This is a genomic window from Rhodospirillum rubrum ATCC 11170 (assembly GCF_000013085.1).
GTDB lineage: Bacteria > Pseudomonadota > Alphaproteobacteria > Rhodospirillales > Rhodospirillaceae > Rhodospirillum > Rhodospirillum rubrum.
Genome location: NC_007643.1, coordinates 1,083,988 through 1,098,392, shown reverse-complemented (window position 1 = coordinate 1,098,392; position 14,405 = coordinate 1,083,988). Strand labels below are relative to the sequence as shown.

At 63.1% G+C, this 14,405-nt stretch carries 16 protein-coding genes; 3 read left to right on the top strand and 13 right to left on the bottom strand.

All coding sequences use genetic code 11. The annotated features are described in order from the left end of the window. The first annotated feature begins 462 nt into the window (after positions 1-462). The 3 genes from RRU_RS04825 to RRU_RS04815 all read left to right on the top strand — a co-directional run bounded on the left by RRU_RS04825 (position 463) and on the right by RRU_RS04815 (position 2,404). Positions 463-1,374, top strand: a complete 912-nt coding sequence (locus RRU_RS04825; RefSeq protein ID WP_011388678.1) for a hypothetical protein — start codon at positions 463-465, stop codon at positions 1,372-1,374. Between the two features lie 360 nt (positions 1,375-1,734). Further along, positions 1,735-2,118, top strand: coding sequence for a type II toxin-antitoxin system RelE/ParE family toxin (locus RRU_RS04820; RefSeq protein ID WP_011388677.1), 384 nt, complete (start codon positions 1,735-1,737; stop codon positions 2,116-2,118). Beyond that, positions 2,102-2,404, top strand: coding sequence for a helix-turn-helix domain-containing protein (locus tag RRU_RS04815; protein ID WP_014626063.1), 303 nt, complete (start codon positions 2,102-2,104; stop codon positions 2,402-2,404). The genes RRU_RS04820 and RRU_RS04815 overlap by 17 nt, the downstream gene beginning before the upstream one ends. 105 nt (positions 2,405-2,509) lie before the next feature. On the opposite strand, the gene RRU_RS04810 is transcribed toward RRU_RS04815, so the two are convergent. The 13 genes from RRU_RS04810 to RRU_RS04750 form a co-directional block, all read right to left on the bottom strand. After that, complete coding sequence (locus RRU_RS04810) at positions 2,510-3,754, bottom strand: acetate/propionate family kinase (RefSeq protein WP_011388675.1); 1,245 nt, start codon at positions 3,752-3,754, stop codon at positions 2,510-2,512. A 341-nt stretch (positions 3,755-4,095) separates the two neighbouring features. Next, positions 4,096-5,166 (bottom strand): response regulator transcription factor, encoded by a 1,071-nt coding sequence (locus tag RRU_RS04805; protein WP_011388674.1) that lies wholly within the window; start codon positions 5,164-5,166, stop codon positions 4,096-4,098. After that, positions 5,103-6,434, bottom strand: a complete 1,332-nt coding sequence (locus tag RRU_RS04800; RefSeq protein ID WP_011388673.1) for a sensor histidine kinase — start codon at positions 6,432-6,434, stop codon at positions 5,103-5,105. The genes RRU_RS04805 and RRU_RS04800 overlap by 64 nt, the downstream gene beginning before the upstream one ends. Before the next feature lie 61 nt (positions 6,435-6,495). Beyond that, complete coding sequence (gene metK, locus RRU_RS04795; RefSeq protein ID WP_011388672.1) at positions 6,496-7,647, bottom strand: methionine adenosyltransferase; 1,152 nt, start codon at positions 7,645-7,647, stop codon at positions 6,496-6,498. 48 nt (positions 7,648-7,695) lie between these two features. Beyond that, the gene (locus tag RRU_RS04790; protein ID WP_011388671.1) at positions 7,696-8,616 is read right to left on the bottom strand and encodes a glycyl-radical enzyme activating protein; all 921 of its coding nucleotides are present in this window, start codon (positions 8,614-8,616) and stop codon (positions 7,696-7,698) included. 64 nt (positions 8,617-8,680) lie between these two features. After that, the gene (locus RRU_RS04785) at positions 8,681-8,980 is read right to left on the bottom strand and encodes a BMC domain-containing protein (RefSeq protein WP_011388670.1); all 300 of its coding nucleotides are present in this window, start codon (positions 8,978-8,980) and stop codon (positions 8,681-8,683) included. A 182-nt stretch (positions 8,981-9,162) separates the two neighbouring features. Further along, complete coding sequence (locus RRU_RS04780) at positions 9,163-10,752, bottom strand: aldehyde dehydrogenase family protein (protein ID WP_011388669.1); 1,590 nt, start codon at positions 10,750-10,752, stop codon at positions 9,163-9,165. Then, positions 10,752-11,273 (bottom strand): GlcG/HbpS family heme-binding protein, encoded by a 522-nt coding sequence (locus RRU_RS04775; protein WP_011388668.1) that lies wholly within the window; start codon positions 11,271-11,273, stop codon positions 10,752-10,754. Before RRU_RS04775 ends, RRU_RS04780 begins: the two co-directional genes overlap by 1 nt. Before the next feature lie 10 nt (positions 11,274-11,283). After that, a complete protein-coding gene (locus tag RRU_RS04770) occupies positions 11,284-11,553 on the bottom strand; it encodes a microcompartment shell vertex protein GrpN (RefSeq protein WP_011388667.1) in 270 nt (89 codons plus the stop codon). A gap of 13 nt (positions 11,554-11,566) precedes the next feature. Further along, on the bottom strand, positions 11,567-12,409 hold the full coding sequence (locus RRU_RS04765; RefSeq protein WP_011388666.1) for a hypothetical protein: 843 nt from the start codon (positions 12,407-12,409) through the stop codon (positions 11,567-11,569). Then, positions 12,406-13,257, bottom strand: coding sequence for an ethanolamine utilization protein EutJ (eutJ, locus tag RRU_RS04760; RefSeq protein ID WP_011388665.1), 852 nt, complete (start codon positions 13,255-13,257; stop codon positions 12,406-12,408). The genes RRU_RS04765 and eutJ overlap by 4 nt, the downstream gene beginning before the upstream one ends. A gap of 40 nt (positions 13,258-13,297) precedes the next feature. Continuing rightward, the gene (locus RRU_RS04755; RefSeq protein ID WP_011388664.1) at positions 13,298-14,026 is read right to left on the bottom strand and encodes a phosphate propanoyltransferase; all 729 of its coding nucleotides are present in this window, start codon (positions 14,024-14,026) and stop codon (positions 13,298-13,300) included. 92 nt (positions 14,027-14,118) lie between these two features. Continuing rightward, on the bottom strand, positions 14,119-14,397 hold the full coding sequence (locus RRU_RS04750; protein ID WP_011388663.1) for a BMC domain-containing protein: 279 nt from the start codon (positions 14,395-14,397) through the stop codon (positions 14,119-14,121). Positions 14,398-14,405 lie beyond the last annotated feature (8 nt).

The following is a 14,405-nucleotide window of genomic DNA, read 5'->3' as shown; positions in this document are numbered from 1 at the left end:
CCATGCCCTGGGGTACCCCTATCCCTGTCGGCGACGAGGGGGCCCTGTTCCCCAACCGGGAATAACCGACTCGTTAAGATTAGAACTATTCAATGACAAATTTTTACTCATAAATGGCAATTTTGTCCCGTTGACCGCCCTTCCTTAGACTGGCTATTTCTTCACCATTACTAAGGAATGAGGACACCTTCTTTAGCGAACATCTAGACGGACGATCCTCGGAGTCCACGACCCGGCGTGTCGGCGGCCTGTCGAGGGCAAGGCCGGCCCCACGGGGCTTCCTGCGATGAAGCCCGGTGTATCGCCAGGGCCGTCAAAGGACCGGGGGTTGTGGAGAATGGGCGCGAGGCGGGTGGGCACGGACCGGAGATCGACCTCCCCAAAGGATGGGCGCCGGAGCGTGAAAACAACGGGGCACGGGAATTCCGGGTCTCTGGATCGGGTAACACCCTGGAGGAAACAATGACTGTTATCGGTCTGCTCGCCGCATTCGGTGGCGGGATCTTCGGCGCTGCGATCGGCGCCTTGCCGGCCTTCGAATTCGTCGGCTTCCTAGTGATGATCGGCGTCGCCGTTCAAATCGGCGTTTCTCCCGCCGAGACCAATTTCTTCGGCATTCCCTTTGGCATGTTCGGCCCCCATGTCGGCGGTTTCGCCTCGGGTGTCGCCGCCGCCGCCTATGCGGCCAGCCGGGGCAAGCTTGATAGCGGCCGCAATATCGTGGCCGGCATGATGGGCCTCAACAGTCCCGACGTTCTGCTCGTCGGCGGCGCCTTCGGCATCCTTGGCTATCTCATCCAGTGGGGGTTGGCCCAGGTTCCCAATTTCGGCGCCGGCATTCCCTGGACCGATACGGTGGCCCTGACCGTGGTGATCTCGGCGATCATCGCCCGCCTGCTGTTTGGCAAGACCGGCCTGTTTGGCAAGGCCGAGCCCGGTCGCGCCTTCTATGCGCCGTCCGACAAGGCGAAATGGCTGTCTTTCCAAAGCGAGCCGCTGCAATTGACGGTGATCGGCCTCGGCGTCGGCCTGATGGCGGGCTATCTTGGCGCCACCTATGGCGCGCCGGGCGTGTTCTTGTCCTTCGGCATCGCCGCCGCCAGCTTGATCTTCCTGCAGTTCGGCGTGCTGGTTCCGGTCAGCCATCACATCGCCCTGCCCGCGGCCATCGTTGCGGCCAGTTCGGGCAGCATCGTCTGGGCGGGCATCGCCGGCATCTTGTGCGCCTTCGTCGGCGAGTTCTATGCCCGCACCTTCCTGTCCCACGGCGATACCCACATCGATCCGCCGGCCTGCACCATCGCGACGATGACGCTGATCTTCAATTTCCTGACCTCGGTCGGCTTCTGGACCATCGCCCACATTCCCTTCTAATCCCGACGCCTCAGCCTCCCAAGCGGCGCGTGACGGCCCCCCGGCCGCCCCGCGCCGCTCTTTTTTTGTCTTCACGATGGCTCCAACCCGGTAGGTCCCCGGCCTGGGTCAGAACATGATAAATAAATTTTATCAATAACTTAGACTCCAGCGTCAGAGGCCGGCGCTTTCTGAGTCTTGACCCGGCTTCCTATGCAAGATTCCCCCTGCGCACGGCAAGGTGTTCATGCTCCAATACCGAATGGGAGGACCACTCAATGCAGCGTAACGGACCAGCCTAGGCCACAACGGCATGAGCGGCGACCATGGCGGTTGGGCAGTGGAAACCATGCCCGTATCGGGTATAGTTTGGAGGCCGAGATGACGCGCATCCTCAAGCGGAAGGACTTTGCGCGGTGGCAGGAGGGCGAGAAGCTGCCCGATGCCGCCTTGTGCAAAGCGGTTCAGGAGATGGAAAACGGTCTGATTGACGCGGACTTGGGCGGCCACCTTTACAAGAAGCGGGTGGCGCGTCCCGGCGGCGGAAAGAGTGGCGGCTACCGCACATTGCTCTCGGCCAGAATTGGCAGCCGCTACGCGTTCCTGCATGGATTTCCCAAGAGCGACAAGGCGAACGTGACGCAAGGCGAGAAGAAGGCTCTGCAATTCGCTGGAAAGGTGCTCCTGAACCTGTCTGCGGAAGCCTTGTCCAAGGCGTTGCAATCGGGCGTGTTATTGGAGGTATCTTGTGAGCAAGATCATTGAATCCCTGCGGGACGATCTAGCGGCGCTCCACGAAGCGGGAGCGATCAGCAAGGGGACGATGCGCGAGTTCGACGCGCTCTGCCCACCGCCGGTGCGGGAGTTCAGCGCCGCCGACATCAAGCACCTGCGCGAAGGTCTGAAATTCAGCCAGCCGGTGTTCGCGCGTCATCTGCACACCACCGCTTCGACCGTGCGCAAGTGGGAGCAAGGCGAAACCCATCCCAGCGGGCCGGCCCTCAAGCTGCTCAACGTCATCGCCGACAAGGGCTTACAGGCCATCCTCTGAGGCCCGCGGTGCCATGAAAAAGGGCGGCCCGCCATCGGCGGGTCGCCCTTTTCGTGAGGGGAGAGAGCGGCCGGGCGCGGCGGTTCGGACCGCGCCCGGGGCGGCTTACTCGGCGACGGCGGCGGCCAGATAAACCTCGGCCGGGTCGCGGCCGATGAGGCCGCCGCTCAGGCGCAGGGTATCGAGGGCGATCATCTTCTCCTCGTCGGTGGGAACGACCATGGTCGCCGCCCGCGCGTGCGCCGGGCTGATGATCGCCGCCGCTCCGTTCACCTGATCATTGGCCACGTCATCAAGCTCGACCCCGAGAAACTCCAGGCCGTGGCTGATACGCGAGCGGATATAGGCGCTGTTCTCGCCGATGCCGGCGGTGAAGACCAGGGCGTCGATGCCGTCCATGGCCGCGGCATAGGAGCCGACGAACTTCCGGACCATATAGACGAACATGTCGATGGCCAGGGCGCAGCGGGCATTGCCGGCCACGGCCTGTTCAACAACCTCGCGCATGTCGTTGCTGACGCCCGACACCCCGAGCAGACCGCTTTCCTTGTAGCAGATCGCCTCGATGTCGCTGAGACTCATGTTCAGCTTCTTGTGCATGTAGAAGATCAGGCCCGGATCGAAATCGCCCGAGCGCGTGCCCATCATCACCCCGGAAAACGTGCCAAAGCCGATGCTGGTATCGACCGACCGGCCGCCGCTCACCGCGTCGATGGTAACGCCATTGCCAAGGTGGCAAATGACCATGCGCAGGTCTTCGATCGGCCGGCCCAGGATCTCGGCGGCGCGGGCGCTGACATAGCGGCACGAGGTGCCATGGAAGCCGTAGCGACGGATCTTGTGCTCGGCGTAATAGTGATAGGGCAAGGCGAAGACATGGGCGTGGGGCGGCATCCCCTGATGGAAGGAGGTGTCGAAGACCACGACATGGGGGACATCGGGCAAAAGCCGCCGGGCCTCGCGAATACCCACCAGATTGACCGGATTATGCAAGGGCGCCAGCGGCGTGCACTCTTCAAGCTGGGCGATGACCTCGTCGGTGACCAGAACGGATTCAACGAAGGTATCGCCACCATGCACGGCGCGGTGGCCGATCGCCTCGATCTCGGCGATATCGCCGATCGCCCCCCATTCCGGGTGAAGCAGGTTGGCGATCACCGCCTCCAGGGCGCCGGCATGGTCGGCGCCGGGCAGATCCTGGCGGATTTTGCGGCCGCCGACGCGATGATCGATGGAGGTGCCGGCCTCGCCGATCCTGCTGATGATCCCCTTGGCGGCCACTTCGCCGAGGTCGGGCGTATAGAGCTGATATTTCAGGCTCGAACTGCCGCAGTTGATGGTCAGAATCATGTCACTGTTCCCTCAGTGTACGCGCCTCACCTTCAACGATCAGGCGACCAATACTGATCGGCCGCACAGACCCAAGGATCGTTCGCCAGACTTTTCCAATAAAGATTTCCCTATTCAGGAATACCAAGGAATAGCCAGACGACAACACACCGGTCAACATGACAGATTTGTCCTTTATTGGTAAATTTTTGTCCTTCCTTAGTTTTTAACGACTAGAATTACTTATACAGAAAATCTCAATCGCCGTGGTTTTTATTGACAGCCTTTGCCGCAAAATAAAACCGCGTTAAGGGGAGTCCCTTAACGCGGTGATTTCAACCCGGTGTCCAAAGGCCTGCGCCCTACCCCGTGGCGAGGGCCGCTTCGCGGGGCGGCGGAGCGCCCTGGGCCAGCCGGGATTGCCGGCGGTATTCGGTCGGCGAAACGCCGACCTCCTTTTTGAAGGATTTGCAGAAGTAATTGACGTCGCTATAGGACAATTCCTGGGAAATCGCCGTGATCGGGCGCTCGGTGCCGATCAGGGTTTCCTTGGCAAGCTCGATCCGCCGGGTTGTCAGATAGGAAATGAAGTTGACGTTCAGCGTTTTCTTGAACATCCGGCTTAGATAAGACGGGCTGATATTGGCATACTCCGCCGCGTCTTCCAGGGTGATCCTTTTAGTGAGATTGCGTTCGATATAATTCAGAACCTTCTTCACCGTATTGGACGAATAGCCAAAACGCTCGCCGGTCACATCGAACAGCAGGTCGACGACCCCCAAAAAGGTGCCAAGCGCCTGATAGCCGGTCTGGGCGTCCAGTGGCATGGTTCGCAACTGGCCGATCTGCTGGGTCAGGGCGTCGGGCAGGCGCAGCCCCTTGTCCCGGGCCAGCGCCACCAGCGCCCCGGCGAAATCCAAAATCAGATCGCGGGGGACATGACCGCGCTGGGTGCAGATCCATTCGATATGGCGGCGCACCAGGGTGACGCCTTCCTGATAGCCATCCTGTTCGACCAGATCGGCGATGCGCCCCACCAGTTCCCGGCACTGCCGCCCGGCGCCAAGTTGCCCGATGCACGATTGGATGGTGGTGACCAGCGCCTGGGTGCGGATCGGCTTGAGCAGATATTCATCGACCTTGAGCTGGATCGCCGTCCGCGTCGTTTCAAAGTAATCGTAAGCGGTGGTGATGATGACCTTGGTATCGGCATGGCGGTCGCGCAGATGGCGGATGACCTCCAGGCCGTTCAGATTGGGAATATTGATATCGACCAGCATCAGATCGATCTCGCAGCTGTCGATCAGCGCCACCGCCTCGGTGCCGGTGCGCGCTTCGCCCAGAATGCGGATGCCGTCGATATTCTCGGTTAGAATGGTGCGCAGCGCCTGGCGCTCGAGTTCCTCGTCTTCAACAATGACAATGCCGTACATAGCCGTCTCTCCTCGGCGCAGGCGTTCAGGTGCCGCAGGGATCGAAGTCCAGGGGAAAGCGCATCTCGACGACCGTGCCGCCCCCCCGGAGTGGCTGGGCTTTCGACCGTCAGCCCATAGTCGGGGCCGAAGAAATGGCGCAGACGGCTGTCCACATTGTGCAGGCCGATGCTGGTGCGGCCATGGGGTTCGGCCACTCCGTCCAGCGCGGCGCGCACCAACTCGGGCGAGACGCCATCGCCGTTATCGACCACCCGCAAAATCATGTTCAGGCCGTCATCGCGGGCGGTGATCTCGATCCGCCCATCGGCCTCATGGGGCTCGATGGCGTAGTTGATGCTGTTCTCGACGATCGGGTGAAGAACCATGAAGGGGCACAAGATGCCGTCGTATTTGGCCGGCACATCCATGGTGAAGGTGAAACGGTCGCCCATGCGCACCTTCTGGATATGCAGGTAATTGCGCACATGACCGACCTCGGTCTGCAGCGAGACGATCTGCGACCGGCTTTTCTTGAGCACGTAGCGCATCATGTCGGCGAAGGCGTAGAGCATGTCCTCGGTCTTCGGCGCGTGTTCCTTCAGCGCCAGACGGCCGATGGTGTTAAGGACGTTGAACAGGAAATGCGGATTGACCTGATAGGACAAAGCCTGGAGTTCGGCCTCGCGCAGCGACTTTTCCAGTTCCACCCGACGCTTTGATTCCTCCATCAGCTTCAGGTTCTTGGCGCTCAGTTCCTGGCTGACGGCGTTGGAATAGCTCTCCTCCACCAGATAGGCGGCGAGGTGATAGAGCGTATAGGCGGCCGAACGCAGCTTCACATAGGGGATTTCGGTGATCTTCTCGCGCAGGGCGATCAGATGGGCGTCCTGGCGCCAGGACTCATCGGGCGGCGCGATGTATTCCAAGGTGACCTCGTGGCCCTGGCGCAGGCGGACCTGACCGGAGATCACCGCCCCCAGATACTGGTCGCGCACGATGATCGGCGCGGCGAAATCGACCAGTCCGCAGTGGCATTGATAGATGCTGGGTTCGCCCATCGCCATGGCGCGGCGACCGCCGTCATCGTCGCACTGAAAGCATTGATCGCGCCGCGCCGCCGAGGTTCTGATGGTCTGGCAGAAGGCGGAAAAATTGCTGGGCCGGGTCACGGGGGTGCCGCGCTCGTCGACGATGATCATCGCGATGCCCACGGCGGCGCTGAAATTATCCTGCACCTTCTGCAGCATTTCCACGCTGATCAGATCTTCAAGGCGCAACGCGTTCATTCCCCGCATCCTCTTTTTTGTTTTGGCTCCTCCAGGTCCAGCCCCGTCCGATCAGATCAACTCACAGCCCGCAAACAGCGCGCAAGGCGTCAACACGGTCGGTCTTCTCCCATTGGAAGCCTTTGTTTTCCCTACCAAAATGCCCATATGCCGCCGTCTTGCGAAAGATCGGCCGGCGCAGATCGAGGGCTGCGATCATCCCCGAAACCGAGAAGGGAAAGGTTTCACGGACCGCCGCCGTCAGGCGGTCGACATCGATGGTCTCCGTTCCGAAGGTCTCGACCGAGACCATTTCAGGCAAACGCTCGCCGATGGCATAGGCCAGGGCGACCTCGCAGCGCCGGGCCAGTCCCGCCGCCACCACGTTCTTGGCCGCATAGCGCGCCATATAGGCCGCCGTGCGATCGACCTTGGTCGAATCCTTGCCCGAGAACGCCCCGCCGCCGTGCCGGGCGCAGCCGCCATAGGTATCGACCATTAGCTTGCGGCCGGTCACCCCGGTATCGCCGGCCGGACCGCCGATCACGAAGCGCCCGGTCGGGTTGATCAGCACCCGCGTCTCGGGCTTCAGCCAGCCACCGACCTCGGGATAGATCACCGCTTCGATGATGCCGCGCACCAGGGTTTCCCGGTCCACCCCCTCGTCATGCTGGGTCGAGACGATGACGCTGGTCAGGGCCTCGGGGCGGCCCTCGCCGTCGTAGCGCACCGTCACCTGGGTCTTGCCGTCGGGGCGCAGCCAGGGCAGCACCCCCCCATGGCGGGCCGCCGCCAAACGCAGGGACAAACCATGGGCCATGTGAATGGGGGCGGGCATAAGGCTCGCCGTCTCATCGCAGGCATAGCCGTAGAGCACGCCCTGATCGCCCGCGCCCAATTCGGCGCCGCGCGAGACGCCAAGGTCGATATCGGGGGACTGGGTGCGCAAATTGGTCAGGATGAAGCAGCTCCCGCTGTCGAAGCCAAGGGCCGGATCGGCATAGCCGATATCTTCGATTACCTCCCGTGCCGTGCGCACCGCGTCCAGGCGCGCCGTTGTGGTTATCTCACCGGCGATAAAAACGGTGTTGCCCGAAACCAGGGTCTCCACCGCCACCCGCGCCGCCGGATCCTGCGCCAGACAGGCATCAAGGATGCCGTCGGAAATCTGGTCACAAACCTTGTCGGGGTGGCCTTCCGTAACTGATTCCGAAGTCACGCAATATGCACGCATCCACCCCTCCAAGTCCAATGATTCATCAACGCTAACAGACCAGTATTCTTAGCCGCCGATCACGCAACGCAACCCTAGGCCTTCAACGACACCCTTCAACAATTCCACCGTCTTCTCTGACAATGCCTTGGTGTCACCCATTGGATACTCACGGCCGAGAAGTGCATACTTGTTCTCCCCATACGTGTGATAGGGCAAAAGATGTATGGTATTGACGCCATGCATCAGCTTGGCGAAATGACCGATGGCCTCGATCGCGGCTTGATTGTCGTTGACTCCGGGCACGACGGGCACCCGCACCACGGTATTGGGGGAAAGCTGGGAAATGCGGATGGCGTTCTCGAGGATCAGCCGATTGGCGACGCCGGTCTGGCTCTCGTGCACCCGCGGATCGATCGATTTCAGATCGACCAGGGCGTGATCGACGAAGGGCATGACCTGCTCGACCACCTCTTTGGGGGCGTGGCCGGTGGTTTCCATGGCCGTGGACCACCCCTTGTCCTTGCAGGCCTTGAGCAGTTCCAGCGCGAAGGCCGATTGCACCAGGGGCTCGCCCCCCGACAGGGTGATGCCGCCGCCCGAACGGCGGTAATTGATGGCGTCCTTTTGCAGCTCCTGCATGACCTGCCACACCGTCATGCCCTTGCCCTTCATGGTCAGGGCGCCGGGCAGGCAGACATTGGCGCAGGCGCCGCAGCGCACGCATTTGTCGCGGTCGATGAACTCGGGATTGCTAAACGACAGGGCGCCGGCCTTGCAAACCTCGATACATTTGCCGCAGCCGACGCAGCTCGACTTCTTGTACATCAAGACGGCGTCGAAGCGCTGGGATTCGGGGTTGGAACACCACCGGCAGGCCAAAGGGCAGCCTTTCAGGAAAACGATCGTGCGAATCCCCGGGCCGTCATGAATGGAATACCTCTGGATGTCGAAGACGATCCCTTCTTGGTCGTATTTGATCTCGCTCATGCTGGCGTATCCTCGATTGACGTCTTCTTGGGCGGCGGCCGGAATGATCCTGCGGGCCGCGCTCTCAAAAGGCCTTCGCGTCGTTCTCGATGGCGTGCATGGCCAGACGAACGGCGGAGGTTTCCCCGAAAAAGGCCAGGGTCGAAACATGCTGCGGACAGCTGCCAAACAGCTCGACGGTGAAGACGTTGGACGCCTTGCCGGCGATATCGGCGTAGTAGAACAGGTCCGCGACGGTGGTCTGCATGACGCCGACGGCATCGAACCGCTGTTCGCGCAAGCGCTCGCGCGCCTCGGGCCGCATCCGACGTTCGAGCATGTCGACGACTTCGGGCAGCGGCGCGTTGATGATCCGAATGTTCATGCCGGGGTTCTCCACGACCTGGGAGGGACGCCGCCCGAGGGAGACCGGGGGGAGATGACTCCCTCGGGCGGGGGGACCGGGGCGGGGGCCCCGGTTCATCGTCTTTAGAGCGGCGGACAGGCCTCCGCCCTAAAGAGGGTCTTGGCGGCGCCCGGGGGGACCGGGGCGCCCAATCGCGGCGATCAGCGGATGTTGAGCGCTTCGACCATCACGCATTTTCTTTTGCGCGCGAACGACTTGGCCGAGGTCAGACCCTCGCCGGTGGGGCCGGCGATGGTGAAGGTCGTATAGCCTTCGCCACCCACGCCAAGACCGGCGTAGGACGGGCCGTTCTTCACGAAGATCGTCGTCTGGATCAGCTTGGCCATCTTGGTCAGCTTGCGCACATTGGTCGAATGCATGATGGCGGTGTGGCGGTTGCCGTGCTCGACCTCGATGGCCACGGCGATGGCCTCGTCGACATCGCTCACCCGGACCAGCGGCAGGATCGGCATCATCAGCTCTTCCTGCACGAAGGGATGCTCCTTGGGCACCTCCATCAAGATGACCTTGACGCTGCTATCAACCTCGATGCCGATCTTGTTGAGCAGCCAGACGGCGCTTTTGCCCACGCAGGAGGTTTGCGGACCGCCCTTGGCCGTCAGGACGAGGTCCTGGAGCTTGCGCAGCACGGCGGGGTCGGTGATCTGATAGGCGCCCTGCTTCTTCATCGAAAAGATCAGGTAATCGGCGATCTGGGCGACGGCGATGATCTCTTTTTCGGCGATGCAGGGCAGGTTGTTATCGAAGCTACAGCCGTTGATGATATCGAGGGCGGCCTTTTCGATATCGGCGGTCTCGTCGACGACGACCGGCGGATTGCCCGCGCCGGCGCCGATGGCCTTCTTGCCCGTCGACATCACCGCCTTGACGATCCCCGGACCGCCGGTGGCGACCAGCATGCGGATCTTCGGATGCGCCATCATGGCGTTGGTGTTCTCGACCGAGGGCTTGCTGACGGTGACGACCAGATTGGCCGGGGCGCCCAGGCAGGCCAGCTTCTGATTGATCAGCTTCACGGTCAGCAAGGAAACCTTCGTCGCCCGCGGATGGGGGCTGAAGATCACGCTGTTGCCGGCGGCCAGCATGCCGATGGAATTGCAGATGATGGTTTCGGTGGGATTGGTCGTGGGCGCGACGGCGCCGATGGCGCCAAAGGGCGAGTATTCGACCAGGGTCAGGCCGTCATCGCCGCTGAAGGCCTCGGTGGTCAGATCCTCGGTGCCCGGCGTCTTTTCGGCGGCAAGGCGGTTCTTGATCAGCTTGTGCTCGTAATTGCCCATGCCGGTCTCTTCGGCCGCCATCCGCGAGATCAGCTCCAGGGTGTCTTTTTGCAAGATCACCTCGCGGATGCCGTCGACGAAACGCTGGCGATCGGTCATCGAGCACAGAAGATACTGCTGCTGGGCCAGGACGGCGGCGTCGACGGCGGCGTCCATGGTGTCGAAAACCCCATCGCCGGCCTCGGTCGACGCGGCGGCGCCCGGGACCACGGCCGGCTTGGCGGCCTGGGCACTATAGTCGCCAACCACCTTGGCCACGATCTGGGCGATCTGATCGTCGCTCGACGCCTTGGCGATGCCGCGCGCGATCATCTCGGAAACGCTTCCGGCCGTCGGCGCGGCCGGGGCGACCGGCGCGGCCGGGGCGGGAGCGGCCGCAGACGGGTCGGCGGGAACGCCATAGGCTTCCAGAACCTTTGCCACGGCGGCGGCGATCTGTCCGTCATTCATCACTTCTCTCCTTCAGGGCAGAACCCTGATTCTTCCAGGAACATCCGCAGCGCGTAGGACGCGATCTGCATGTCTTCTTCGACCGTGCCGCCGCTGATGCCGATGGCGCCCGCCAAAGGTCCGCCGCAACGACAGGGAAATCCGCCGCCGAAAATCACCACCCGGCCCTGATTGGTGCTCTGGATGCCGTAAAGCGGCTGTCCGGGCTGGGCCAGCGCCCCAAGATCGTGGGTCGCCGTGCGAAAGGCGGCGGCGGTAAAGGCTTTGTTGATGGCGATATCGATGCTTGCGGGCAGCGTGCCATCCATGCGGTGGACGAGGATCAGCCCGCCGCTGACATCGGCGACGGCGATGACCACGGGAACGGCGATCTCGGCCGCCTTGATCGCCGCCAGGGCGGCCAGCCGCTGGGCGTCTTTCAGCCCCAGGGGGCCAAGGGCGGCGGGCGTTTGGCCGATCTCGGCCAGAACAGTCCGCACCGCGACGGAGATGCGATCGATGTCTTGTGCCGAAGCGTTCACCGCTGCCTCCCTAATTCACGGTTTCAACGGTATCGACGATGCCGACGACGGCGGCGTCGATGACCGAATGGTCTTTGCCGGTGGACTGGCGGGCGGAACTGCCGCACGAGACGATGACGATCTCGCCGTTGCCCGCGCCCACCGTATCGACGACGACCTGGGTCGAGCCGTCGGGGATGAGTTTTTCGGTCAGCCGGGCCACGACGAGCAGCTTCGTTCCCGACAGCGACTCGTTCTTGCTCGTGGACACCACGGTTCCGATGACTTTGCCGAGATACATGTGCCTAGCCCGCCTATGCCTGGATCAGACGAATGTTGCGACTGCGCAGTTCTTCGACGGCGAGCGGGGTCACCAAGACGTTGCGCCCCAGCCGCAGCTCGCTCTCGCGCCACAGCACCGCATCGCTCCGGCTGAAAATCCGCTTCCCGCCCTCCGTCCCGGCAGGGCTTGCCGTCACGATGGGCGCGACCGGCGGGGCGGCGTTGGTGGTAGGGGCAGCCTGGGGTATCAGGGCCGTGGGCGTTCCGCCCAACACAGCCGTGGGCGTTCCGCCCAACACAGCGGCCGCCAGCCGGCCGGCCGGAACCAGACCGATGCCATAGTCGCGCAAGGCCGTGAGGTTGGCGCGCAGCCGCGCCTTATAGGCGTCGTTCACCAGAAACCCCTGAGCCAGGCGGGCCGGATTATCCGGGCAGCAACCGTCAAAGGCGCCGATGATCGGCAGGCCGCGTTCCAAGGCCCGGGTCAGCAATCGCGAGGCCAGACTGTCGCCGATGGCGCCGGCGACCTTGGCCGCCGTGGTGACCGAAAGCGTCGGCACCAGAACCCGGGCGCAGCCGTTGAGCAGGGCGTCGGCGTCGGCGTCGACCTCGGTGTCACAAATCTGGGCGGCGAACTCCCCCAGCCGGTCACTGGTGATAAGGCGGCGGGCCTGGGTGGAGAGCACGAAGCGCAAGGTCCAATCGGCCTCGCGCAAGGCGCGCAGCGCCGCCAGGGCCTTATCGAGGCCAAGATCGGTTCCGGTGAACAGCACCAGGGCGGTTTTCTGACGGGCGCGGAGCTTTTCAACCAAGCGATCGGCCAAACACTCGATCAGCGCCTGGGTGATGATCTCTTCCAGATCCTGGTCGGTCATAACGCCCCCTCCCCCGGCGTGGCGCCGTACATGGCGATGCCCAAGGGGGTGACGAGCAGCGGTTCGGCCGGTTTGACGATGGTCAGGCCGATCTCCTTGCGGAAGACCTGCTCGAACTGATCGAAGGTGCAAGCGCCGCCCACCACATAGACCGTTTCGACGTCATAGCCCTTCAGGCAGCGCTTGACGATCGAGGCCATCTTTTCGACCACTGGCTGAACCACGGCGAAGACATCGCGGGCGGCGGCCGTATCCTTCTTCATGGCCTCGGCCTCTTCGAACGACACGCCATGGGCGCCGGCCAGAACCAGGGTCATATGGGTGCCGCCGGTGGCCTCGTCGTCGGTGAAGACGACTTCGCCGTTCTTCAGGATACTGATGCCGGTGGTGCCGCCGCCGACATCGACGACCGCACCCTCGCGCAAGCCGAGCACCCGCGACGCCGCCGTCGGCTCGTCGCTGACATCGGCGACCTCGAAGCCGGCGGCTTCCACCACATTGGCGATCGCCTTGACGTTGCCAGCCAGAATGCCCGGCGGAATGGCCGTGCCGGCGAAGGTCAGCGGGCACCCAAGGCGGTCTTCGAGCTCCGCCTTCAGGCGACGGACGACGCTGACGGCGCCGACGTAATCAACGACGATGCCGTCGCGAACCACGGTGGAGGGGAACATCGCGCCGGTGACCGGGCGGTTGTTCGCATCGACCACCGACAGCACGATATTGGCCGTACCAAGATCCACGCCGGTCTTCAGCGGACCGGGCGCCCGCTCTTCGGCCGGAAGACAGGTCCCCTCGGCGATCAGCTGGGCGAAGGCCCGTAGCGTCGTATCGGCACTCGTGTGGTTCATGGCGTTCACCCCGTTCGCAAGGCCGCGCGGGCCCTTCGGCTCAAATCTTGCGGATGCGGACCAGATCGTCGTTCTTGAGGCACAGCGCGTTCGCCTCTTCGACGTCGATATGCATCTCATAGGCCGAGGCCTCGGCGGCGCGGACCACCACCTTGCGCAGCACGCCGCCCCGCTCGCCGCCAACTTCGACGTCGACTTCCTCGCCGTTGCGAAGACCAAGCGACGCGGCGGTTTCCGGGGGCATGTGGATGTGGCGCAGGGCGACGATCACGCCGCGATCGCGCGTGACGCTGCCCTGGGGCCCGATGATCTCCACGCCCGGCGTGTCATCAAGGTGGCCCGACATGCGCAGCGGCGGGGTGATGCCCAGCGTGAAGCCATCGGCGACGGAAACCTCGATCTGGGTTTCCTTGCGCAGCGGCCCAAGCACGCGAACCTTGGTCAGGCTGCCCTTGCGCCCCTTGAGTGTCACCGTCTCTTCGGCGGCGAACTGCCCGGGCTGCTTCATGGCCTTTTTGCGGGTCAACTGCGATCCCGGCCCAAACAGCGCGTCCATATCCGTGCGCGACAGGTGGATGTGCCGGTTGGAAACGCCGATCGAAACCAGAAACGGATCGCGTTGGGGGGGCTTGCCAGAGGCGGGAGCCTCGACTGACATATTCGAGGCGGGAGCCTCGACCGACAAACCCGCGCCGGCGATCCCTTGCGCGCTCATCTGGGCGAGCGCCTCGCGGATGATCCGCTCGATGGTGTCGTGTTTCAGTTCCATGATTACCGCCGTCAACACTTCCGAAATACGTCAGAAACCCAAGGAAAATCAGACGGCCCGCCCGGTTTGTCGGGCCGCCCGATTCAAACGCCTTAGCCGAGGTGCGGCAAAATCCGTTCCACGTCCGAATGCGGGCGGGGAATGATGTGCTTGGACACCAAGGTGCCGACCTTCTCGGCGGCGGCCGCGCCGGCGTCGACGGCGGCCTTGACCGCGCCGACATCACCCCGGACCAGGGTGGTCACCAGGCCCGAACCGATCTTCTCGTACCCGATCAGGGTCACGTTGGCCGATTTGGTCATCGCGTCCGCCGCTTCGATGGACCCGATAAGACCCTTGGTCTCGACCATACCCAATGCTTCGCCACTCATCGTCGTTC